The following is a 24529-nucleotide window of genomic DNA, read 5'->3' as shown; positions in this document are numbered from 1 at the left end:
ATATTGAGAAGCTTATGAAGAAAATTTTTACTTCTTTCTTTCTTCTCTGTCTGTTTGTGGTCACCAGTGCACAATGGAGCCCGACATCTTTCAGAGGAGATAAAATCAGAGGAAGTTCTGAAATTAAGAACTATTACTCTCTAGACATTCCCTTATTAAAATCCCAACTGGCCAATGCACAGGAGACGGGCAAGAATGCCCGACCCGTAACAATTTCATTGCCAACCATGGATGGGAAAATTGAAAGGTTTGCCGTTTACAGCTTTCCGGTTGTTGTAAAAGAACTGGCAGACGAGTATCAACTTGGATCTTATGTCGGAGTCGGAATCGATGATCCGGGTAAGTATCTGAGGTTCAGTTTAGCGCCGAATGATTTTCAGTCTATGATCATCAAAAACGGGATCGCTGAATTTGTAGAACCTCTAAATAGAGAAAAGACAGTTTACGGTGTGCATCCGAAAACTGATAAGAGCAAAGAAGGTTTTCTATGCTCCATGAATGAAAGTCTTTTGGATAAGGAAGAGATCAATAAACTTTATCAGAAGGGATCTGCATTTAGCAATCAGACCACTAATTTTGCGAAGTCTTCAGATAAGAAGTACAGAACAATGAGATTGGTAATGTCTGTAACAGGAGAGTATACCCAGTTTCATGGAGGAACAGTTCCTGGAGCGATGGCGGCTATTAATGCAACGCTTACCCGGGTAAATGGTGTATTTGAAAAAGATTTTGCTTTACACTTAAATTTACAGAACTTTCCGGGTGTAATTTATACTAACCCGGCAACTGACCCTTATTCTCCGGCTGCTGCAGGAGCTGGAGGTGCATGGAATCTAGAATTGCAAAATACTTTAACGGCTAATGTAGGTAATGCCAATTACGATATAGGGCATTTATTTGGTGCTTCCGGAGGTGGAGGTAATGCAGGATGTATCGGATGCGTTTGCGTAGATCCAACTACAGGAGTTCCGAAAGGAAAAGGATCCGGATATACATCGCCAGCAGATGGGATTCCACAAGGAGATAATTTTGATATTGATTATGTTGCCCATGAAATGGGTCATCAGTTAGGAGCAAATCATACATTTTCTCACGGTCTTGAAGGAACAGGGGTGAATATGGAACCCGGTTCTGGATCCACAATTATGGGGTATGCCGGAATTACCGGGCCTAATACCGATGTTCAGCCTCACTCAGATGATTATTTTCATATCGCCAGTATCAAGCAGGTACAGGCTAACCTAATTTCTAAAACCTGTGATGTTGAAACTACAGTTGCCAACAATCCACCTGTGATTTCTGCATTACCAACTTATAATATTCCTAAAGGAACAGCATTCGTATTAACAGCTTCTGCCACCGATGCGGAAAATGATCCAATGACCTATACCTGGGAAGAAGTGGATAATGCAAGCGTTACTATTAACAAGAATAATTTAGGAACAACAACTTCAGGTGCAACCTTTAGATCGGTATTGCCAACGACAAGTCCAACAAGATATTTTCCTAAATTATCTTCTGTGCTTGCCGGAGTTCTTAACAATTCGAATAATGGATGGGAATCTGTTTCTAATGTTGCGAGAACAACCAAGTTCTCTGTAACAGTAAGAGATAATAGTCCCATTGCGAATCAACAGCAGACACAGTTTGCTGAACAAACAATTATCGTAGGTAGTGCAGGACCTTTTAAGGTTACAACAGCAACAGCTTATAATAACGGACCAAGCACTGTAACCTGGGATGTGGTAAATACCACAGCTGCTCCTTATAGTGTTGCTAATGTTAAAATAGATTACACTACGGACAATGGAGTTACCTGGAATGTTTTGGCGCCATCTACTCCTAATGATGGAAGTGAAAGCTTAACTTTTGGAGCTTTAACATTAGGGTCTACCGTGAAAATCAGAGTAAGTGCGATCGGAAATGTATTTTATGCCATTGGCAGTGCTACAGTAGCCAGTTTAGCTGCATGTACTGGAGCTGCGCCGACTGGTATTACAGTTTCTGCAGTTACTCAGACTCAGGCTACTGTTTCCTGGGCAGCTTCTGCCGGAGCAACTTACGTTGTTCAGTATCGTCCTGTTGGAAGCACAACATGGATTACAGTAAATGCTACGACCAATACTACAGTATTAACAGGGCTTACGGATGGAATTCAATACGAAGTTCAGGTTGCTAATGTATGTTCAGGAACGCAGGGTACTTTCTCTACCTCTGTTAACTTTACAACACCGGGACTAAACTACTGTCAGATGCAGTCAAGCAATTCTAATGATGAGTATATTGCTAATGTTACAGTAACACCTACGGGAGCTGCCGTAATGAGTAATACTTCTTTAGGAACTACTTATACTGATTACACGACAACAGCAAGTGCTTTGGTAAATCTTGTGATCGGGTCTGCTAACAATACAATTTCTGTTTCGAAAGGGTGGACGGGTAGTACATATAGTGAAGCTGTGAATGTATGGATTGACTTTAACCGAAACGGAATTTTTGAAACAAATGAACAGGTAATGACTTCTCCGGCAAGTACAACTACCCCGGTTACAGCTACATTTCCAGTTCCTGCCAATGCATATAATGGACCTTCTACAACAAGAATGAGAGTGGCTCTAAGCTTTAGCTCTCCTTCTGTGATGTGTCAGAACTTTACTTATGGAGAAGTAGAAGATTATGCTGTGAAATTAATTCAGCCTATACCTTGTACAAGTAATGCTCCATTGAATTTAAGCGTAACAAATATTACGGCTACATCAGCTTACGTAATGTGGGACCCTGCTGTAGGAGCAACCTATATACTTGAATACAGAGCTGTTGGCGCAACCGCATGGATACCTGTTCCATTAACAACCAGTGCTTATACGATTACAGGTTTAACAGAATCTTCACAGTACGAAGTTCGTGTGGCATATATTTGTTCCGGGACTACTGGAACGTTTACAGCTCCTGTTCAGTTCAGTACTCCGGCGGTTAACTACTGTACCGTAACAGGTAACAGTACCAACGGATATATTTCAAATGTTAAGATGACTCCGACCAATTCATATATTATGAATAATGATTCCGGAGCAAACTCTTATACGGATTATTCCGTGGATCCAACTAAATTGATTACGTTAGTACGTGGATCTGCAAATAATGCAATTTCTGTGAGCAAATCATGGATCACACCGAGTACATTCCCTCCGTCTCTGGCTGTTGGAGCATGGATCGATTTTAACAGAAACGGAATTTTTGAAAACAATGAAAGGGTAATCAACAGTACAACGAGTACTACAACTCCGATTACGGCAACATATACGGTTCCAAACACATCGTATAATGGTCCGCTTACCCTTAGAATGAGAGTCATCATTTCTTCATCAAATATCAATGATCCATGTGTCAATGTTACTAATGGTGAAGTAGAGGATTATGCTGTTAAAATTGTAGACCTACAACCATGTTCTACAGCTGCGCCTTCGCCAATTTCTGTAACAGGTGTTAGTGCATCTACTGCGACGGTTTCCTGGTTAAACTCTACAGGTGCTACTTATGTATTAAGATATAAGGCTACAGCAGCAGCAGCCTGGACAACAGTTAATCCTGTTCCGGCGCCTGGAAATACCTATACGATCCTTAACTTAAATGCAACCACTGCTTATGAAGTGCAGGTGGCAACCATCTGTGGAGGAACTCAGGGACCTTGGTCTACATCTGTGAATTTCACAACACTGGCCGTTAGTTACTGTAACTCCGGAACTGCGACTGTAGGTGACGGATATATAAATAATGTAACCGTTACTCCAACGAATTCGATTATGATGATCAATAATTCTGGAGCAACGACGTATACAGATTATTCTACTGACCCTACTAAACTTATTACATTTGTTCGTGGTTCTACCGGAAATAATATTTCTATTGGTAGAGTGATCTTATCAAGTACGTATGCTACATCAGTATGGATTGATTATAACGGAGACGGCGTGTTTGATAATGGTACGGAGAGAGTAATGAATCTTGGATATTCCAGTACTACTCCTGTGACTGCTACTTTCACGGTTCCTGCTAATGCATATACAGGAACGAACATTGTCAAAATGCGTGTTATCGTATACTATAATACAATTGATAATGCATGTCAGAACTTAACAAGTAATGGTGAAGTAGAAGATTATGCAGTTAAATTTGTAGACATTCAACCATGTACGACAGCTCCTCCAAGCAATATTACAGTGTCCAACATTACTGCAACTACTGCTAATGTTTCCTGGCTAGCATCTACGGGAGCTACTTATGTATTAAGATGGAGATTAGGGGCTACAGGAGCATGGACAACAATTGATCCTGTACTTGCACCTGGAAATAGCTACACGATTACTGGGCTTACCGAATTAACCGGATATCAGGTACAGGTTGCCACAAGATGTAGTGGTACATTAGGTGCCTTCTCTGCTTCAATTCCATTTACAACGACTGCTATCAGTTATTGTAACATGACAGGAACAGGAACCAATGATTATATAGCTAATGTAACAGTGACTTCTGTAAATCCGGGAATTGCTCCAATGAGTAATACCTCATTACAGACAAACTATATCAGTTATACTACACCAGCTACGTTGATTAACCTTGAGCTTGGCTCAACAGGAAATAAAATCGCCGTAACTAAAGGATGGGCAGGAGCAACCAACAGTGATGCTGTAAGTGCCTGGATCGACTTTAACCGAAATGGGGTATTCGAGACAAATGAACAAATCATGGCAGTAGCTTCCAATTCAACAAGTACTGTTAATGCATTGTTCAATGTTCCGTCTACTGCATACAGCGGACCTCTTACAACAACAATGAGAGTGGTGCTAAAACGTTCCAGTTCTCCTGTAATGTGTCAGGTAGCTGTGAATGGTGAAGTGGAAGATTATGCAGTGAGAATAAGACCATGTGCAACAGGTACACCTACAAATCTTGCGTTTAATACGATTACCCATACTTCAGCAATAGTAAACTGGACTGGTGTAACCAATGGGCTTACCTATATTTTACAGTACAGACCTTTGGGATCTACTACGTGGACGAGTATTAACGTTTCTACTCTTCTTGGTAACCCTCCAATTCAGTTAACAGGTTTAACTCCTGCTACTACTTATGAGGTGCAGGTTGCTGCAAGCTGTGGTACAACACCAGGTACATTTACCGCGATTAAAACATTCTCTACCAGATGTGATCCTACGCCTCCTACTGTAACAATCAGTAACGTAACAACAAACTCTGCATTAGTAACATGGGCACCAATTGCGCCAAGTTCAACGTATGTATTAAGATATAGAGTCGTGGGAACAACCACGTGGGTAGATGTAACTGTACCGGTAACACCTGGGAACTCTTATCAGTTGACAGGATTAAGCCCTTACACTACTTATGAGGTTCAGGTGGCTAACAAGTGTGTGGGTGAGACTACAATCAATCCATATTCAAATCCTAAAGTATTTACTACGGAAAGGACATGTGAATTACCACCTCCGGGCTTAACCATCACTAACCTTACTCCTACAACAGCTGTTGTCGTTTGGGATCCATTCCCGGGATCTACTTATATCTTAAGATACAGAAAAGTAGGTATTCCGAGCTGGACAACGGTTCCGGTGGCTACCAATACACTTACCCTTACGGGATTAACAGAGTTGACGAAGTATGAATTACAGGTTGCTAATATTTGTAGTGGTACTCCTGGTACGTATACACAACCATACTTCTTTACAACACCTACCGTTATTTATTGTCAGATGTCGTCTGGAAGTTCAGTGAGTGAATACATTTCAAACGTTACGGTAAAACCTACTGGTAAACCGCAAATGTCAAATGATTCAAATGCTCAGAATTATTCAGACTTTACCGGAGATCCTACCAAGTTTATTGAATTGATTCAGGGATCTACTGGTAATGAGATTTCAATTGCTAAATCATGGACAGGAACAACGAATAATGAAGGTATTGCCGTATGGATAGATTTCGACAGAAGTGGAACATTTGATCCTAATGAAAGAATCCTTGTGTCTTCGCCTAACTCAACAACCCCTGTTAAAGGGACGTTCAGTGTACCGGCGGATGCATTCATCAGCATGACGGATTTTAAATATGTTGTGATGAGAGTTGCCATGCAGAAAGATGCGATTCCTGTGAATTGTATAAGTTTTGCAAACGGAGAAGTTGAAGATTATACCGTAAGAATTTCTAAGCAGGCAGTACCTAATCCTGTTAACCAGACTGAAATTCTGATCTATCCTAATCCGGTAAGCAGCATATTGTATGTGAAAAATATTAGCAAGAAAGCTAATTATAAGCTATACAACGCAGCAGGTCAGCTTGTTTCCGGAGGAATTATCCTCAATAATAAGATTGATGTAAGCGGATTGATAAATGGAGTATATGTTATCGATATCGATGATGTTCAGGGCACAGCTCAGAAGAAGTTTATCAAAGAATAATTAAATTATTTACTATTAAAAAATGAGCTCTCAGAAATGAGAGCTTATTTTTTTACATAAAAAACTCGTTAGAATTATTTTCTAACGAGCTCTTTTTTTTATTCTATTTCAAAGATGGTGCGTTCTGTCCGCTCTTTTAAATCTTCTAAATTAGTGTCATTATAGATGATATAATCAGCAAGCCTTATTTTCTCTTTTTCAGGCATTTGCCGCTCCATAATAGCCTGTACTTCGCGGTAAGTTTTATTGTCCCTGTCCATTACCCTTTTTATTCTTATGTTGTCTTGTGCAGTAACTAAAAGTGATTTGTAGCATTGCAGATTAAGCTTTAATTCAAATAATAAGGCAGTCTCCTTAAAGACTAAATATTTTGACTGTTCTTTTACCCATTGTTCAAAATCAATTCGTACAGCGGGGTGTATGATTTCATTTAATTTTTGCAGTAAATCCGAATTATTAAAAACTTTGTCTGCAACATATTTCCGGTCATAAAGGCCGGTATTATCATAAGACTGTGCTCCTAAGAGCTCTTTAATCTTTTCTTTTAGGGTATCATTGTCATTGACAATGGTTTTTGCTCTATCATCAGAGTAATAAACCGGAAATCCGCATTCTTCAATAAAATGGGCTACCGTTGTTTTTCCTGAACCTATTCCACCAGTAAGGCCAATGATCTTGGGTGCTGGTTCCGGTTCTGCTTTTTGTGTTTCTGAATTCAATTCTTCCATACTTCAATTAATATCCGAAAACGTCATTAAAACTGTGAACTTCATCAAGCCTTACTCCTTTATCTGTCATTTTCAGACTGGCCAGCTCATTATGTGCGTCATGCTCGAAAAACAATAAATATTCGTTATCAACACATTGCTTTAAAAATTTTCCTTTTTCCTCCATTGTCAAGAGAGGTCTTGTATCATATCCCATCACATAAACCTGGTTGATATGTCCGGCTGTAGGGATAAGGTCTGCAGCAAAAACGATTGTTTTTTCCTGATATTGGATTACAGGAAGCATTTGCTTTTCGGTATGTCCGTCAACAAAAATAACATCCATTTTCAAGTCCGGGGCGAAACCATAGTTTCCTGTCGTCGGTAGTGGTAAAAAATTCAGTTGACCACTTTCCTGCATAGGAATGATATTTTCTTTTAAAAAACTTGCTTTTTCTCGCGGATTAGGCTCAGTAGCCCATTGCCAATGGTTTTCATTAGTCCAGAAATGAGCATTTTTAAAAGCCGGTCTGTACCCCGTTTTATCGTCATTCCATTCGATGGCTCCCCCACAGTGGTCAAAATGAAGATGGGTAAGAAAAACATCAGTAATGTCTTCTTTTACAAAACCATATTTTTTAAGGTTTTTATCTAAATTATCATCCCCCCAAAGAGAATAATGTCCGAAAAATTTCTCATCCTGTTTATTTCCCAGACCGCAATCCACTAAAATCAGCTTTTTACCATCTTCAATAAGCAAAGATCGAGTTCCCAGTTCTATCAGGTTTCTTTCGTCTGCAGGATTGGTTTTTTCCCACAGACTCTTTGGGACGACTCCGAACATAGCGCCGCCGTCCAGCTTAAATTTTCCACATTGTATTGGATATAGCTTCATATAATATTATGTTTTATAATGTATTTAATTTTTATTAAGTTTCATTTTTTCAGCAATCTTTTTTCCCTGCTCATCCGAATTTTCAAGATGGGAAATAATGTTTTGATAATCTTTTTCTTTCCTGTTTTGGGAAAGTTTTTGTTTAATAAAGATCTCCGTTGGTATTACTTTTATTCCAAATGCTCCTTTCATTTCTTTTTCCACAAACTCTTTACCCATATCCTTTACCAGTACAGGGCATTTTTGAAACTTTTCATACTTATTGGTTAACTTTTCCAGATGCGCGTAAAGTTCTTCATTATTCATAAGTTCTACTTTACCATGAATTTGTACAGCTTCATAATTCCATGTTGAAACATTGATATGATCATACCAGCTACTGGAAATATAAGTGTGTGCTCCTAAAAAGTCACATAGTACTTCATCTCCGTTTTTCAGCGTTTTTGCCTGTGGATTGGCTTTGGAAATATGAGTTTCAATATAAATGTGATCCGGATCATCCTCATTAAGCATCATCATGGAATGAGTGGCCCGTATCTTGTCGACTGAAGAGATAAGTAAAGCGAAAGCATTGTCTCTAATGATTTCACGCATTACATTATAATCCTCACTTCTGTATAGCTTCGGTATAAACATTAATTAATAACTCTTTATATTTCTTATCATAAGGCTAAAAGATCAACACCTTTATCAGCTCGATTATATTTTAAATAACAAGCCTAAAAAAGCTCCCCCGGATTTTTAGGTATCGGAATCTGCAAGTGTTTATAGGCTTTTTCTGTCACCTCTCTTCCCCTTGGGGTACGGATAATAAATCCTTCCTGAATTAAGAAAGGCTCATAAACCTCTTCCAATGTCTCCGGGTTTTCAGCGATAGAGGTTGCCAGTGCTGAAATACCTACGGGTTTTCCTTTAAAATTTTCAATCATGACACGCATGATCTTGTTATCCATTTCATCCAACCCAAATTCATCAACATTCAGAGAGTTGAGTGCATATTTTGTGATATTGATCTCTATTTCTCCATTACCTTTTATTTCTGCAAAATCTCGTACCCTTCGCAATAAAGCATTGGCGATTCTGGGAGTTCCGCGGCTTCTTCTTGCAATTTCAATGGCTGCATCCTCGTAAATTTTTACTCCAAGAACTCTGGAACTTCTTATGATGATCATGGATAAAAGTTCTATGGTATAATATTCAAGCCTGCTTTGGATACCGAATCTCGCCAACATGGGCTTGGTAAGCATTCCGCTTCTTGTAGTTGCTCCAACCAGTGTAAAAGGATTGAGTCCGATCTGTACACTCCTTGCATTAGGACCTGTTTCCAGCATAATATCAATCTTATAATCTTCCATCGCAGAATAAAGATATTCTTCCACAACAGGAGATAGACGGTGGATCTCATCAATAAAGAGAACGTCATTTTCTTCCAGATTGGTTAAAAGGCCGGCCAGACTTCCCGGTTTATCAAGAACTGGACCTGATGTTATTTTACAATTCACACCCAATTCATTCGCAATGATGTTCGCTAAAGTTGTTTTTCCAAGTCCCGGAGGCCCGTGAAGAAGAACATGGTCAAGGGCTCCGCCTCGCTTTTTAGCCGCAGTTACAAATACTTCAAGATTTTCCAACGTCTTTCTCTGTCCCGCAAAATCCTTAAAACTCTGGGGACGAATCTGTTCTTCCTGCATGAGCTCTTCATGAGAAAAGTTTTCCTTATCTGGATGTAAAAAATCAGGCATTAATTCATTTCATTTACCTCAAAGATAGGGATTTTAGACTTAGGTTGGGGAAAAGGTTATGCTAAAAAATCAAGGTTAAAAGATATTTTTTAAGTATTTTTGGAATGGAAATTTAAATCCCAATACAATATTTTCTGACCATTTACTTATGAAATTAATAGGACCATTTAAGCAAATCATTACACTCGCTAATCTTTCACTGAGAGGAAAATTATCTGATCAACAACTTGAAATTATAGTTGACGGAGGTATTTTGATTGAAGGTGAAACCATTCAGAAAGTTGGAAATTTCGAAGAATTAAGATCTGAATATCCCAATGTAACAATTGAAGAGGTTGAAGGTGAACAGATCGTGCTTCCTGCTTTTATAGATTCCCATACTCACATATGCTTTGGAGGAAACAGAGCAAATGATTTTGCCATGAGAAATGCAGGAAAAACTTATCTTGAAATTGCTGAAAGCGGAGGAGGCATCTGGAGTTCTGTACAACATACAAGAAATGCGTCAGAAGAAGAGTTGCTTAAAACTTTATCAGAAAGGATCAATTTTCTTATTTCATTGGGAATTACAACCATTGAAGTAAAAAGCGGCTATGGTCTGGATGTGGAAAATGAGCTCAAGATGCTGAGAATAATAAAAAAAGCACAAACCCTAACCACAGCCACATTAATTCCTACCTGTCTTTCCGCACATTTGAAACCGAAAGATTTTGAGGGAGATAATAAATCTTATTTAGATTTCATTATCGCAGAAATTTTGCCTAAAGTAAAAGAAGAAGGACTTGCTAAAAGAGTTGATATTTTTATTGAAAAGTCAGCATTCCAACCGGAAGAAAGTAAGGATTTTTTATTAAAAACTAAAGAGCTCGGTTTTGAAATAACTGTTCATGCAGATCAATTTACTCCCGGAAGTTCAAGGATTGCAGTAGAAGTAGGAGCACAGTCTGCGGACCATTTAGAGGCAACAATTGATGACGACATCATGTTTCTTGCTCATTCCAATACAGTGGCCACAGCACTACCCGGAGCGAGTTTAGGACTGGGGGAGAAGTTCACTCCGGCACGAAAGTTGTTGGATGCAGGAGCTATTCTTGCAATAGCCAGTGATTGGAACCCGGGTTCCGCACCAATGGGTAACTTGATTACCCAGGCTTCCATTTTAGCAACATACGAAAAGTTAACGACCGCTGAAGTTTTAGCAGGTATTACTTTTCGTTCAGCATATGCTCTGGGATTAGAAGACAGGGGAAGGTTAGAAAAAGGATTAAAAGCGGATTTTGTAACTTTTAAAACCGATAATTTTCAAAACGTATTATATAATCAGGGAAGTTTAACCGCTGAAAATATTTATATCAATGGGGAAAAGTGGAGAGTGTAATGTAAAGTACCTTTTCTCCCGTTTATCTTATTATAAGTTTCCTTAATATGCTCCTGTTATTTTTCCATGGGTGAAAAGTAATTCTGTAGTTGATAAGTGTACTGATAAAGAAAGATCATATTATTTTTCTTACTTTTTGAATGCTTTTGTTGCGGCTATGCCTGAATAATGTATCAATAATTTAATTTGAAAAATAGATATGATGAAATTTCGAAGTATGCGATCAACATTTAATAAAGGAGTAACAATTCCAAGTCTTATTTTTATTATAGGAACTTGTTTTCTGTCAGCTCTTTACCCGAAATCTACAGAAAGTATCTTAAATGGAATTAAGGAATTCATTTTTGTTAACCTGAATTGGGTTTACGTTTGGGCAGTCACCATCTTTGTGATTTTTCTCGTGTACCTTATGTTTAGTAAATATGCTAATATAAAACTGGGAGCCAATGACAGCAAGCCGGAGTATTCTCTGTTTTCATGGATTTCGATGCTGTTTGCTGCAGGGATGGGGATTGGTTTAATATATTTTAGTGTAGCGGAACCTATGCAGCATTACTCCTCTGAAGTTTTTGGTAATAACCATTATGTAAACAGGGCGAAACAGGCACAGCTTTATACCTTTTTTCATTGGGGAATCCACGCCTGGGCCATTTATGGGATTGTAGGATTATCACTTTCTTATTTTGCTTATCGATACCGGTTGCCACTTTCCCTGAGAAGTTGTTTTTATCCTTTGCTTAAAGATAGAATCAATGGAAAATGGGGAAATGTTATTGATATTTTTGCCCTTTGCTGTACCTTCTTTGGAATTACCACTACATTAGGTTTTGGGGTCGTTCAGATCAATTCCGGCTTACACATATTGGGAGCAATCCCGGAAAATAAATTCATATACCAGATCATTATTGTTTTCATTCTCATTTCTCTGGCGGTCTTTTCGGCGATCAGCGGGGTAAACAAAGGTGTTAAGATATTGAGTAATATCAATGTCATCAGTGTAATTGTTCTTCTGTTGTTTGTACTGATATTAGGACCAACCGTTTACTTGATCGGAAGCTTTACCGAAGGTTTGGGAAATTATATCAATAATTTTTTCGATCTTACCTTTAGTACCCATGTTTACGAAAAAGATACACTGCCATGGTTTTATGACTGGACGATTTTATATTGGGCATGGTGGATTTCATGGTCCCCTTATGTAGGATTGTTTATTGCGAGAATCTCAAAAGGAAGAACCATTAAAGAATTTATTCTGGCTGTTTTAATACTGCCTACATTATTTAATTTTATATGGATGTCCGTTTTCGGGAACAGTGCCATTTGGTTTGATTTCAATATCGCGCATGGTAAGTTGAGCCAATTTGCATCTGATCCTGATGCTTTAATGTTTCGTTTTCTCGAATACATGCCTTTATCTACCATTACAAGCTTCTTCGTCATCGTTATCATTATAATCTTTTTTGTGACTTCAGCAGATTCAGGAATATTTGTAATGAATAGTATCGCAACCAAAAATGCGCAGAAATCTCCAAAATGGCAATTAATATTCTGGGGGCTTTTGCTAGCTGTACTGTCACTATTATTGCTTAATGTAGGAGGCCTGAAAGCACTCCAGAGTATGACATTAATCACTGCTCTTCCATTTTCAATTATTGTACTTTTATTCATTGTAAGCTTAATGAAGGCGCTGATCATCGATCAGAAATATTATGACAGGAACTTTTCGGCTTCTGCAGTTCCATGGTCCGGTGAATTCTGGAAAGAACGTTTGAAGCGTATTGTTTCCTTTAAGGACAACTCATCCGTGGATAGCTTTATCCATACCACAGTGAAAGAAGGGTTTCTGGAGCTGCAGAAAGAATTTGCAGATAATGGGATTGAAGTGAAGATGAATTACGGCGATAATCCTACAAAAATAGAAATAGAAATTCATCATGGAGTTGTAAATAACTTTATTTATGGAATTAAAAACCAGGAAAAGACGGTATCAGAATATATTATCCATGAGGAAAATCTTCCGGACCTGGAACATAATACCACCCATTATCCGAAATCATATTTTGGTGATGCAAGAGAAGGTTATGATGTACAATATTTTACTAAAAATGAATTGATCTCCGACGTTCTGAAACATTATGAGAGGTTTCTGGAGATTGTATCGGAAGAAAAGAATGAAATGTTTATCAGCAGCAATGCCAATCAGAATAAAGTATAAAAAGGAACATCGTGTAATTGATTAAAAGGAGTTTGAGTATATGCACAATATTATATAGTTTTACCGGACAAAACTCTATTGATGAAAATAAAATAAAACAGTATGGGATTCTTCGGTAAGGAAATAAGAAATATAGGTAATGCGACCAGGAATTACAATGATTTTTGGGATTGGTTTCTGACTAAGGAAAAGGATTTTTATGAAATTATAAAAAATCATGATCATATTGAAAGTGGTTTTTTCGATATTATTTCTCCCAAACTTAAACAGATTAATCAAGGATATTACTTTCTCGTTGGTATGTACGATGATTCTACTGTAGAACTCATTATTACCGTAGATGGCGAAATTAAAAATATTGTTTTTGCAGAAGAAATTGTTGAAGCTTCTCCTGTTTTGGAGCGTTGGAAATTTACCGCTTTAAAACCTGAGATGGATGCTGCTCACGGAATTCAAATGGACGGCCTAGAGTTTACCGGTGAAAACATTTTATTTTATCCGAATGAAAGCGAGGGATATCCTGATGAAATAGACATTACCTTTGTGTATGAAGGTTTAACCCCAGGGAATAAAGAATCTGTTGTAAAAGGGATCTGTGTTTTTCTGGATAATTTTTTAGGCGAATTGAATTTTGCGACACAGATTGACACATTTAATATTATAAGTAAGGAAGAAGCGAAAAAAGAACTGATTCCAGTCATTAAATTAAAAGATTTCCTTGCATGGAGGGAGAGAGAGTTTACAGAAAAATATAAAAATGTAAAGAACATTGATGATGAAGAACAGTTTTCGGTGTTGGAAGCAAGTTTGCAAAACGGGTTGCCACTTATTGCTACAGTGAACACATCACTGTTGACCTATGATGCCAAAGCTTCCTATCCATGGATTTCAGTGATAAGAATGCAATATGAAGGAAGAAGCAATAACGGACTTCCTGAAAATGATGATCATGAAAGGCTGAATGAGATTGAAGAAAAAATTATAAATAAATTAAAAGTAGAAGAAGGACATTTGTATATAGGACACGAGAGTGCAGATAATCTCAGAGAATGCTATTTTGCAAGTAAAGATTTCCGCGATCCTTCCAGGGTTATTCCGAAAATAATCGTTGAGCATCCTGAATACGAAATTTCTCTTGAAATTTATAAAGACAAATACTGGCAGAGTTTTGAACGTTACACTATATAAATTAAAAAATTAAATAAAATCATGATTTGGCAAGGAAGATTGGATGGTGAAGAATTACTTTATCACAGAATTTTTCAAAGAGTAAAAATTGAAAATGATTACGATGTTATTTCTACTAATGATTTCGTTTTGCATGGTTTTGCTGTAGAAGAAGGAGTAAAAAGGAATAAAGGAAGATTGGGAGCGAAAGATGCTCCGGATATTATAAGAAAGAACATGTCTAATTTTCCTGTAATCCTTCCCGATTTCTCGTTGTGGGATTTTGGAAATATTACCTGCGAGGATACCCATCTTGAAAAAGCACAGCAGAGTCTTGCTAAAAACGTATCAAAGGTTTTATTAAAAGGAGGTAAATCTCTCGTTGTCGGTGGTGGACATGAACTTACATATGCCCATTATCTGGGTGTAAAAACGGCATTTCCCGAACAGAAGATCGGGATTATAAATATTGATGCTCACTTCGACAACCGCCAACCGGAAGAAGGGGTAGGAGCAAGTTCAGGAACCGGATTCTGGCAAATTGCCCAGGAAGGTGATATTCATTCTCTGCATATCGGGATCCAAAGAAATTCCAATACACTGAAATTATTCGATACGGCCCATCAATACGGAATGAAATATATTTTGGCAGATGAACTATTCTTTGAGAATCTGCCGTCCATCTATCAACGCATTAATGATTTGTTGGATGAGGTGGATGTTGCTTATCTTACCATTTGTATGGATGTTTTTAATGCATCTGTAGCGCCCGGAGTTTCAGCTTCCGCCTATAACGGTATTTTTGCAGATAGTACATTTATGCATTTTTACAGGCATATTTTGAAAAATGAAAAACTGGTCGCACTCGATGTGGCAGAAGTTAACCCTTCTTACGATATCCAGGAGAGAACAGCAAGACTTGCGGCTAGCCTGATCAACGAATGGTTTATGGTATAACAAAAAATATATTCTTTTAATAGAGAAAATCATTATTTTATTTTGCTTAAAGGAACAAAATTTGTTGCTTTCATCCATGCTTTACGGTAAAGCATTCTAATTCATTTATTTTGAATTTGAAACAAAAATTACATTATGGAACAATCAATTGAAAATAAACTTATTATTGCAGATAAGGCTTTTTCAGAATGGAAAAAAGTGCCCTTTGAAGAAAGGCAAAAATTAATTGCAAAAGCTGCGGAGGTGCTAAAAACGAATTCAGAAAAATTCGGAGAGATCATTACAAGGGAAATGAATAAGCCCATTTCACAATCAATTGCTGAGGTAGAGAAATCTGCATTAATGATGAATTATTATGCGGAGGCTGAAAATATTTTAAAACCGGAAAAAATAGAATCTGAATATAAGTTTTCCGAAGTCCATTATGTTCCGAAGGGAGTGATTCTTGGTGTGATGCCATGGAATTTTCCTTTCTGGCAGGTTTTGAGATTTGCAACACCGGCTATTTTATCCGGGAACACTGTTGTGTTGAAGCATGCTTCCATCTGCTTTGGAAGTGGTAATGCCATAGAGCAGGTATTTTTGGAAGCTGGTTTTCCACAAGGAGTTTTCCAGAATTTAGAAGTGGGACATAAGGAAGTGAAAGAAATCCTGGAACACGATGCCGTGAAAGGAGTAAGCTTAACCGGAAGTGGAAGAGCAGGAGGGGAGGTAGCCTCTATTGCAGGATTGAATATTAAGAAATCTTTGCTTGAATTAGGAGGTAGCGATGCTTTTATCATTCTGGATGATGCTGATCTTGATAAAGCTGCAAAAGTAGGAGCTCAGGCAAGACTTCAAAATTGCGGACAGACCTGCGTTGCTGCTAAAAGGTTCATTATTGATGAGAAAGTTGAGGATGAGTTTTTACCGAAATTCATAGAGGAGTACAAAAAATTTGTTCCGGCTGATCCGATGAATAAAGACACAAAGATCAGCGGTATGGCAAGACCTGATCTGGCTGATGATCTTGAAAAACAATTTAATAAAGCTTTAGAAAACGGAGCAGAGATTATTATCCCTCTTGAAAGGATTTCCGATCATGAATTCAATCCTGGACTGATAAGAGTACAGGAAGGTAATCCTATTTTACAGGAGGAGTTGTTTGGACCATTAGGTATGGTGATGATTGCTAAGAATGATGATGAGGCTTTAAAAATGGCAAATGATATTCCTTTCGGACTTTCCAATTCGGTTTGGACACAAAATGCAGACCGTCAGATGTTTTTTATTGAAAATTTGGAATCCGGGACTGTCAACATCAATAGAATGACCAGCTCTGATCCCCGTTTTCCTTTTGGGGGAACAAAAGCATCAGGATACGGTACTGAGCTTTCTTTAATTGCATTAAAAGAGTTTGTTACTCCGAAGACAATTGTGGGAAATTGATTTTTGAACAGTAGATGTATTAAAGATTTTAATACTAAATTATAATTATAAAAAGAGCTCCTGAACATTTCAGGAGCTCTTTTTTATATCAATTTCAAAAGCTGTTTCGCCATTTTTGCGATTTCGCCTTTACTTTATTATACTGTCGTTAATCTCAGCGTATTTGTTTTTCCTCCTTCATATGACGGAGTTGCATTGATGTTGATTACAAAATCCCCGCTTTCAATATATCCGTAATTATGTGTAAGCATATTAACCTGGATAATTGTTTCATCCGTTGATTTGTTCATATCATAATAATAAGCATGAACACCCCAAAGAAGGTTAAGCATCGTAATTACCCTTTTATTACCGCTGTACACAATAATATGTGAGTTAGGTCTGTGGGCTGAAAGCTGGAATGCCGTATAACCGGAGTGTGTTAAAGTAACAATTGCAGTAACATTTGTTGTTTTAGCAATTCTAACTGCGGCAAGACATACCCTGTTGGTAATAAACCTTTCGTCAATACAATTATAATCTTTTTCGATAGGCTCGTTTTTGTGTTGATAGAAATTTGTTTTTTCTATATTCTGAACGATTTTAGCCATGTTCTCAACTACCTGGATAGGATATCTTCCCACCGAAGTTTCTCCTGAAAGCATTACAGCATCAGCACCATCCAATACGGAGTTGGCAACGTCATTTACTTCAGCTCTTGTTGGTGTTAAGCTATTGATCATGGTTTCCATCATCTGAGTGGCAATGATAACCGGTTTGGAATAGAATCTTGCTTTTTCAACCAGGTTTTTCTGGATCGCAGGAACTTCTTCCATAGGAACTTCTACTCCCAGGTCACCACGTGCAACCATTAATCCATCACATTCCAATAAGATCTCATCAATATTTTTTACCCCTTCAGGCTTTTCGATTTTAGCTATGATCGGCGTTTTAAATTTGCCGTTCGGATGCTTGGCAATAAGGTCCTTAAGATCTATGATGTCCTGTGCATGACGTACAAAAGATAAAGCAATCCAATCTACCTCCATGTCCAGCATAAAGTTAGCATCCTGGATATCCTTCTCCGTTAAGGCAGGAAGAGATACATTCGTATTAGGAAGGTTTACCCCTTTTTTAGAACTCAGAGGTCCCCCTTGTATGGTTTTGGCCTTTACAGTGTCCTTTTCGTTGGTTTCAATAACCTCTAGAACAAGCTTTCCGTCATCGATAAGGATTCTTTCCCCCACTTTTACGTCCTGAGGAAACTGTTGATAAGTCATATAAACTTTTGTAGAATCCCCTTCAATTTTTTCATTCGTAAACGTTAAAATATCTCCAGGATTAAGATATGATCCCTCCTTTACGACTCCCACTCTCAATTTAGGACCTTGTAAGTCTCCTAAAATACTTACAGAGTAGCCATGTTCCTTATTAAGTTCTCTAATGATATCAATATTAGTTCGAACTAAGTCGTAATCTGCATGTGAAAAATTTATTCTAAAAACGTCTACTCCTGCTTTCATAAGTCCTAACATGACTTCTTTAGATGATGATGCAGGGCCAAGCGTTGCAATAATTTTTGTCTTCTTTAAATACTTATTCATAATACTGGATAATTTGATATAGTTCCTCTTCAGAACTCAATGTATAATCTTGAATTGGAAACACAAGATTTTCAGGGAGCAAAATTACGGAAAAATCAGGAAATTGTTCCGAACTATGCAGAATATATTCTACATCTACCTGATTATTTAATAAAAATTTAATATTTTCTTCTTCTGCGAAGAGCTCAGTTTGTATTTTTTTTTGTCTACTTTCACAGGATTTGTTGGAAATGAAAGTAAAGTAAGTCTTTGAAAACTTGTGATAACCCTCGAATCTTGAGAAATAATAGTCATAATATGATCCGTGAAAGACGAGGTCGTCTATCCTTGAAAATTTAAGATCGTTATTTTGATTTATTTTGAAAAAAAATTCATGATCGAATACATTTTTTGCTAATCTTACCAATCCGATGGCAATATCTTCAAATTCTATATCGTCGTGATCATAAAGTTTTTGAATTTCCAAGTATGTTCTCTTTTTTGTTTAAAATATAAAATGCTCGTTGTGCTGCTTTTTCTTCGGCTTTCTTTTTTGAAGTTTCAGTGGCATTGGCTATCTTCTCTTCTCCGAGCCAGACGTGGCAACGAAAAACGATTGATTTATTCCCCTGAGTTTCTTCACAGGTTTCATATTTTATATTTACTTTTTTCTTCTGGCTCCATTCCAGAAGAAGGCCTTTATAGCTCACAATTTTATTTTCGAGCTTATTAATTTCAGATGGCGTCAGCAAACGTTCCAAAATGATCTTTTTACAGGTGTCATATTGGAAGTCTAAATAAACAGCACCGATTAATGCCTCAAATAAATTTCCGGAGATATTTTCACCTAAAGCTACAGAATTTTGTTTAATTAAAAGATCTGTAAGCTTTAAATCTTCCCCTAATTTATTAAGATTTTTCCTATTAACAATCTTAGATTTCATTTGTGTAAGATATCCTTCATTCGCTTGAGGATAAGTCTGGAACAAATGACAAGAAATAATTGTACCCAAAACGGAATCTCCTAAGAATTCAAGTCTTTCGTAATTGCTGTCTTGATTTTTAGAAGAATTTTTCAAAGAAAAAGCTTCCCGGTAAAGCGCAACATTTTGTATCTCAGAACCCAGCAGTTTATTTAGCTCGGTACTAAGGAAATAGTCTCTCTCCGATAATTTTCTTTTTCTTTGTTTGAGAAGGAATTTAGAAAAGTATTTCTGTAACTCCATTCAGTAAATTTAGATTTTCATAAACAGAACGCAGGCATTGTGCCCACCAAATCCAAAAGTATTGCTCATGGCTACTTTTACATCTTTTTTCACAGCTTCATTAAATGTAAAATTAAGTCTGCTGTCGATATTTTCATCATCAGTAAAATGATTAATGGTAGGAGGAACAATACCATGAATAATAGTTCCTAAAGCAGCAATAGCCTCAATTACACCGGCCGCCCCTAAAAGGTGTCCTGTCATTGATTTTGTAGAATTAATCTGAATGTCGTAAGCATGCTCTCCAAGTAATCTTGAAATTGCGTTGGATTCTGCAATGTCTCCTAATGGAGTAGACGTACCATGCATATTGATATGGTCTACTTCATCAGCAGTTAACCCTGCATCTTCCAGGCAACTTTTCATTACCAGATAAGCTCCTAAACCTTCAGGATGAGGTGCTGTCATGTGATGTGCATCTGCACTCAGACCGCCTCCTTTTAATTCTGCATAAATTGTTGCGCCCCTTTTTACTGCATGTTCATATTCTTCAAGAATAATACATCCTGCTCCTTCACCCAATACAAAGCCATCTCTGTCTTTATCAAAAGGTCTTGAAGCTGTTTTCGGATCATCATTTCTCGTTGAAAGTGCCATCATAGCATTAAATCCGCCCACACCACTCGCTGTAACAGCGGCTTCAGAGCCACCACATACAATAACATCTGCTTTCCCTAATTGGATTAGCATTTTAGCGTCGATTAGTGCATTTGCAGAAGAAGCACACGCAGATACAGTAGTATAATTAGGTCCGTGGAAACCATACTCAATAGAGATGTGTCCAGGCGTAATATCCGCGATCATCTTTGGAATAAAGAAGGGGTTGAATCTTGGAATATCCGTATTCGCCCATCCTAAAACTTCTGTTTCAAAAGTTTCCAAACCACCGATCCCGGAACCCCAGATTACACCAACTCTGTTTTTATCAACAGAATCTTCGATAATTCTGGAATGTTCTACAGCTTCTCTTGCAGCTACAAGCCCAAGCTGGGTATTTCGGTCCATTTTTTTTGCTTCTTTCTTATCGAAATGTTGCAACGGATCGAAATTCTTGACTTCGCAAGCGAATTTTGTCTTGAAGTTTGTGGCATCAAAAAGAGTAATCGGAGCTGCACCGCTCTCACCTTTAACAAGATTTCCCCAGTATTCCTTCGCATTATTTCCAATCGGTGTTATTGCTCCAAAACCGGTTACAACTACTCTTTTTAATTCCATAAACTTTTTAAATTTTCCTTTGTTGAAGAATATTATTTATTTACTACTTCTTCGATATAAGCGATAGCGTGCCCTACAGTAGTAATTTTTTCAGCTTGATCATCAGGGATTTGAATATTGAATTCTTTTTCAAATTCCATGATAAGTTCAACTGTATCCAGTGAATCAGCTCCTAAATCGTTAGTGAAGCTAGCTTCAGGAGTTACCTCTGTTTCTTCAACGTCAAGCTTATCAGCGATGATAGCTTTTACTCTTGATGCAATGTCTGACATAGTAAATTATTTTTTTAATTGTTAGATGGTGCAAATATATAAAATTCTTTACGATAAAACATTTTTTTAGTCTTTTTTGTGGATAGACTATCCGTATTTTATCAGGATGGGATATAGTGTTTTCGTTTTCAGGTGTTTATAATTAGTATGCTCAGCAGAAGATGAAATTAATCATAGAGTGAACAACATGGTTTTGAAACTTATGCATTTATCCGGGGATGGGATTTCGTTCTTTTGATGCTGTATATTCAGCTTTTATTGTTATTCTGAGAGACTGAAGTTTTATAGAATAGTTGAGATTAATTAATCTGCAGTTTTTTAAATTCTAAAGGCTTCATTCCGGTTTGCTTTTTAAAAAGGCGGGTAAAATAAGATGCATTTTCAAATCCCAATTCATAGGCAATTTCCGAAACACCTTTTTCACCCAGTCTTAAAAGGTTTTTAGCTTCTGAAATCAAAAAGATGTGGATTAGTTCCATGGCTGTTTTACCTGTTTCCTGTTTTAGAAGATCACTCAGGTATCTGGGGGAAACAGAAAGCTGGCTGGCCAATTGGGTGACATTGGGTAGTCCGCTATCCTTTTTTAAATGGCCATTATGGATATAATTTTTTAGAGCATCATTAAATCTTGATGCCATTTTTCCGGTGATCTGTTCCCGTTCTATAAACTGTCTTTTATAATACCGTTGTGCGTATTTCAGAATTGTTGAAAGGTGGCTTAATATAATCTCTCTGCTGTATTCATCAGGGTTATTTCTATATTCATTATTAATCTTATCATGAAGTTCAATGATATTTTGCTCTTCCTTTGGAGAAAGGTGAAGGGCTTCAGTAACTTCGTAATCAAAGTAGCTGTATTGTTCAATAGCTTTATGCAGCTCATGTCCTTTAAGATAGTCTTCATGGATGAGCAACATGAATCCTTGTTCCTCGAACTCCAGGTCTCTCATCTCAATGACCTGCCTTGGTTTTGTAAAAAAAAGACAGCCATTGTCATGATCATAAGGTGTACGTCCGTACATAAAAATTCCGGATTTGATTTTCTTGAAGGCGACCATGTAACAGTCTGTGGTGAACTCCCGGTTTCCCATCGTGCATCCGGATAAGCATCCCACGATGCCCAAAAGAGGGTGCTGTGGAGCTTCCCAGTTGCTTTCTGAATGAAGTTCGGTAAGAGTATTATAATGTTTCATCAGATTTCAAAAAACTAATTTACAATAATCTGCAGACAGGATCTATCTGCAGATTATTGAATTTGTCAATTAAGAGGTACAATATATTATTAGTAGCCGTGTGCCCTAACGCTCACTTCTTTCCAGTTTTCAATATCTTCAAGGCGGTCTCTGTATACCTGATTCATTGTGTGGTATGCTATTTTGCCAAGCAGTAAACGTTTTGGTGGGTTTACGGAATCAATAATATCTACTATAGGTTGTATTGTAGCTTCTGGTTTTCCCCAGATGTCAGGATTATCTCCTGATTTGGCGAATTCTTCTCTTACAGGGTTGTAATCGAAAATATCAGATGGAGTTTGTACCGCCGAAGCTCCTGCCCAGTCTGTAGCATATCCGTTGGGCTCTATTAATGTCGTTTTGATTCCCAGATGGGCTGTTTCCGTTCCTATAGTTTCCGTTAATCCTTCAATTGCGAATTTAGAAGCATTATAGAGACCCAGTAAAGGTAATGTAGTCAAGCCTAGGAAGCTGGAAATCTGAATGATGTGACCACTTTTCTGTTTTCTCATTACTGGTAATACAGCCTGGGTTACCCATAGTGAACCGAAGAAATTAGTCTCCATTTGTTCTCTGGCTTGTTGTTCTGTAGTTTCTTCTACTGTCCCAAATAGTCCAAAGCCGGCATTGTTGATCAGAACGTCAATACTTCCGAAGTGTTTTTCTATAGTATTTACAGTATCAAAAACATCCTGACGGTTGTTTACGTCCAGTTTTAATGGGAGAATCTGATCTCCATATTTTTTTTTAAGATCATCCAAGGCAGAAATATTCCTGGCAGTGGCTGCCACATTATCTCCGCGTTCTAAAAGTGCTTCTGTCCATAATTTTCCAAACCCTTTGGACGCTCCTGTAATAAAAATTGTTTTACTCATGATTTTGTATTTACATTATTTAATGATACAAATTTATTGAGGGGAGGTGTAGATAACTAGCTCATTTCAGCTGAATAATAGCACAAAAATACATGCAATGGGAATGGCAATAAATGATTGTTTTAACAAAGTGTATTTGAGCTTTTTAACAAAATGAATGTTATCCGGTTTGGCGGAACTTTGTCTCAATAAAATTAAAATAAAAGACAATGAAAAAAGTTTGGTTTATAACAGGAAGTTCAAAAGGTCTTGGAAAAAGTCTTTTGGAAGCAGTATTATTACATGGAGATTACGTGGTGGCTACAGCCAGAAACCCCGAAATATTAAAAGGTTTATTAGAGGAATACTCTTCACAGTTATTATTAGTAAAACTTGATGTTCAGGTAAAGGAGCAGATTCATTCAGCGGTTAAGGAAGCGGTTGATCATTTTGGAAGAATTGATGTTTTAGTGAATAATGCCGGTTTTGGAATTACAGGAGCTGCAGAAGCGTTTACCGATGAGCAGGTGAGAAGCCAGCTGGAAGTTAACTTATTTGCACCTATTGAGGTGACAAGAGCAGTATTGCCTTATATGCGTAAGCAACGATCCGGACATATTTTGCAAATAAGCTCAGTAGGAGGAAGAGTAGGGAATGCTGGCTTGTCTATTTACCAGGCGGCAAAATTTGGTCTCGCTGGTTTTTCAGAGTCTCTAAGCAAGGAAGTTTTGCCTTTAGGAATTAAAGTGACTTCTATTGAGCCCGGAGGATTCAGAACTGATTGGGCCGGAGCTTCTATGAGTTTTGCTAAAGATGTGGAGGGTTATGAAGAAACAGTAGGCAGCATCAAAGAATATTTAACTTCCGGAAAATTTCTTCCGATGGGTGATCCGGCAAAGGCTGCAAAAGTAATGGTTGACCTGGTTGATCATCCTTCACCACCCATGCATTTGGTTTTAGGAAGTGAAGCTGCAGCTATCCTTCAAAGTGCAGATCAAAACAGGAAGAAAGAATTTGAGCAATGGCGCGATGTAAGTATTTCAACCGATCATGATGAAGCGGTAAATGTGTTGCATTCGGAAGAAGGGAAACAGTTTTTAGCTAAAAAAGGAATTCGTTTGGATTAATGTCCAAATCTTCAATAAGTGCAAGAGAAATACTTGCACTTAT

18 protein-coding genes are annotated in these 24529 nt (G+C 37.6%); 7 read left to right on the top strand and 11 right to left on the bottom strand.

The window, feature by feature from the left end; genetic code table 11:
• Positions 1 to 14 precede the first annotated feature (14 nt).
• Entirely contained in the window at positions 15 to 6470 is a 6456-nt protein-coding gene (locus G9C87_RS10330; protein ID WP_172280731.1) for a GEVED domain-containing protein, read from the top strand.
• A 98-nt stretch (positions 6471 to 6568) separates the two neighbouring features.
• Here G9C87_RS10330 and coaE read toward each other — a convergent pair whose 3' ends face one another.
• From coaE to ruvB, 4 genes are all read right to left on the bottom strand, one after another.
• On the bottom strand, positions 6569 to 7198 hold the full coding sequence (coaE, locus tag G9C87_RS10325) for a dephospho-CoA kinase (protein ID WP_172280729.1): 630 nt from the start codon (positions 7196 to 7198) through the stop codon (positions 6569 to 6571).
• 7 nt (positions 7199 to 7205) lie between these two features.
• Positions 7206 to 8072, bottom strand: a complete 867-nt coding sequence (locus G9C87_RS10320) for an MBL fold metallo-hydrolase (RefSeq protein WP_172280727.1) — start codon at positions 8070 to 8072, stop codon at positions 7206 to 7208.
• Between the two features lie 24 nt (positions 8073 to 8096).
• A complete protein-coding gene (locus G9C87_RS10315; RefSeq protein WP_172280725.1) occupies positions 8097 to 8708 on the bottom strand; it encodes an FMN-binding negative transcriptional regulator in 612 nt (203 codons plus the stop codon).
• An 83-nt stretch (positions 8709 to 8791) separates the two neighbouring features.
• Positions 8792 to 9814, bottom strand: a complete 1023-nt coding sequence (ruvB, locus tag G9C87_RS10310) for a Holliday junction branch migration DNA helicase RuvB (RefSeq protein WP_172280723.1) — start codon at positions 9812 to 9814, stop codon at positions 8792 to 8794.
• Positions 9815 to 9962: 148 nt separating this feature from the next.
• Here ruvB and hutI point away from each other — a divergent pair, with 148 nt between their 5' ends.
• From hutI to G9C87_RS10285, 5 genes are all read left to right on the top strand, one after another.
• Complete coding sequence (hutI, locus tag G9C87_RS10305; RefSeq protein WP_172280721.1) at positions 9963 to 11192, top strand: imidazolonepropionase; 1230 nt, start codon at positions 9963 to 9965, stop codon at positions 11190 to 11192.
• 199 nt (positions 11193 to 11391) lie between these two features.
• Positions 11392 to 13407 (top strand): BCCT family transporter, encoded by a 2016-nt coding sequence (locus G9C87_RS10300; RefSeq protein ID WP_172280719.1) that lies wholly within the window; start codon positions 11392 to 11394, stop codon positions 13405 to 13407.
• A gap of 102 nt (positions 13408 to 13509) precedes the next feature.
• Entirely contained in the window at positions 13510 to 14595 is a 1086-nt protein-coding gene (locus G9C87_RS10295) for a DUF695 domain-containing protein (RefSeq protein WP_172280717.1), read from the top strand.
• A 21-nt stretch (positions 14596 to 14616) separates the two neighbouring features.
• The gene (hutG, locus tag G9C87_RS10290; RefSeq protein ID WP_172280716.1) at positions 14617 to 15531 is read left to right on the top strand and encodes a formimidoylglutamase; all 915 of its coding nucleotides are present in this window, start codon (positions 14617 to 14619) and stop codon (positions 15529 to 15531) included.
• Positions 15532 to 15666: 135 nt separating this feature from the next.
• Positions 15667 to 16959, top strand: a complete 1293-nt coding sequence (locus tag G9C87_RS10285) for an aldehyde dehydrogenase family protein (RefSeq protein ID WP_172280714.1) — start codon at positions 15667 to 15669, stop codon at positions 16957 to 16959.
• Positions 16960 to 17096: 137 nt separating this feature from the next.
• Here the strand turns inward: G9C87_RS10285 and pyk are convergent, their stop codons facing one another.
• The 7 genes from pyk to G9C87_RS10250 form a co-directional block, all read right to left on the bottom strand.
• A complete protein-coding gene (gene pyk / locus G9C87_RS10280; RefSeq protein WP_172280712.1) occupies positions 17097 to 18542 on the bottom strand; it encodes a pyruvate kinase in 1446 nt (481 codons plus the stop codon).
• A complete protein-coding gene (locus tag G9C87_RS10275) occupies positions 18535 to 19008 on the bottom strand; it encodes an IPExxxVDY family protein (protein WP_172280710.1) in 474 nt (157 codons plus the stop codon). Before G9C87_RS10275 ends, pyk begins: the two co-directional genes overlap by 8 nt.
• The gene (gene rnc / locus G9C87_RS10270) at positions 18986 to 19747 is read right to left on the bottom strand and encodes a ribonuclease III (protein ID WP_172280708.1); all 762 of its coding nucleotides are present in this window, start codon (positions 19745 to 19747) and stop codon (positions 18986 to 18988) included. Before rnc ends, G9C87_RS10275 begins: the two co-directional genes overlap by 23 nt.
• 9 nt (positions 19748 to 19756) lie before the next feature.
• On the bottom strand, positions 19757 to 21001 hold the full coding sequence (fabF, locus tag G9C87_RS10265; protein ID WP_172280707.1) for a beta-ketoacyl-ACP synthase II: 1245 nt from the start codon (positions 20999 to 21001) through the stop codon (positions 19757 to 19759).
• A gap of 32 nt (positions 21002 to 21033) precedes the next feature.
• The gene (locus tag G9C87_RS10260) at positions 21034 to 21273 is read right to left on the bottom strand and encodes an acyl carrier protein (RefSeq protein WP_002976354.1); all 240 of its coding nucleotides are present in this window, start codon (positions 21271 to 21273) and stop codon (positions 21034 to 21036) included.
• Positions 21274 to 21572: 299 nt separating this feature from the next.
• Positions 21573 to 22466: a helix-turn-helix domain-containing protein gene (locus tag G9C87_RS10255; RefSeq protein WP_172280705.1), complete on the bottom strand. Its 894-nt coding sequence runs from the start codon at positions 22464 to 22466 to the stop codon at positions 21573 to 21575.
• Between the two features lie 89 nt (positions 22467 to 22555).
• Positions 22556 to 23380, bottom strand: a complete 825-nt coding sequence (locus G9C87_RS10250; RefSeq protein WP_172280703.1) for an SDR family NAD(P)-dependent oxidoreductase — start codon at positions 23378 to 23380, stop codon at positions 22556 to 22558.
• Positions 23381 to 23589: 209 nt separating this feature from the next.
• Between G9C87_RS10250 and G9C87_RS10245 the strand changes: the two genes are divergently transcribed.
• Positions 23590 to 24486 carry an oxidoreductase gene (locus tag G9C87_RS10245; protein WP_172280701.1) on the top strand — a complete coding sequence of 299 codons (897 nt, stop codon included), beginning with the start codon at positions 23590 to 23592 and terminating at the stop codon, positions 24484 to 24486.
• The last annotated feature ends 43 nt before the right edge of the window (positions 24487 to 24529 follow it).

It is taken from the genome of Chryseobacterium sp. LAM-KRS1, from assembly GCF_013184525.1.
Taxonomy (GTDB): domain Bacteria; phylum Bacteroidota; class Bacteroidia; order Flavobacteriales; family Weeksellaceae; genus Chryseobacterium; species Chryseobacterium proteolyticum.
Note: the sequence above shows the minus strand (reverse complement) of the source record. Positions and strands in the feature narration are given on the sequence as shown.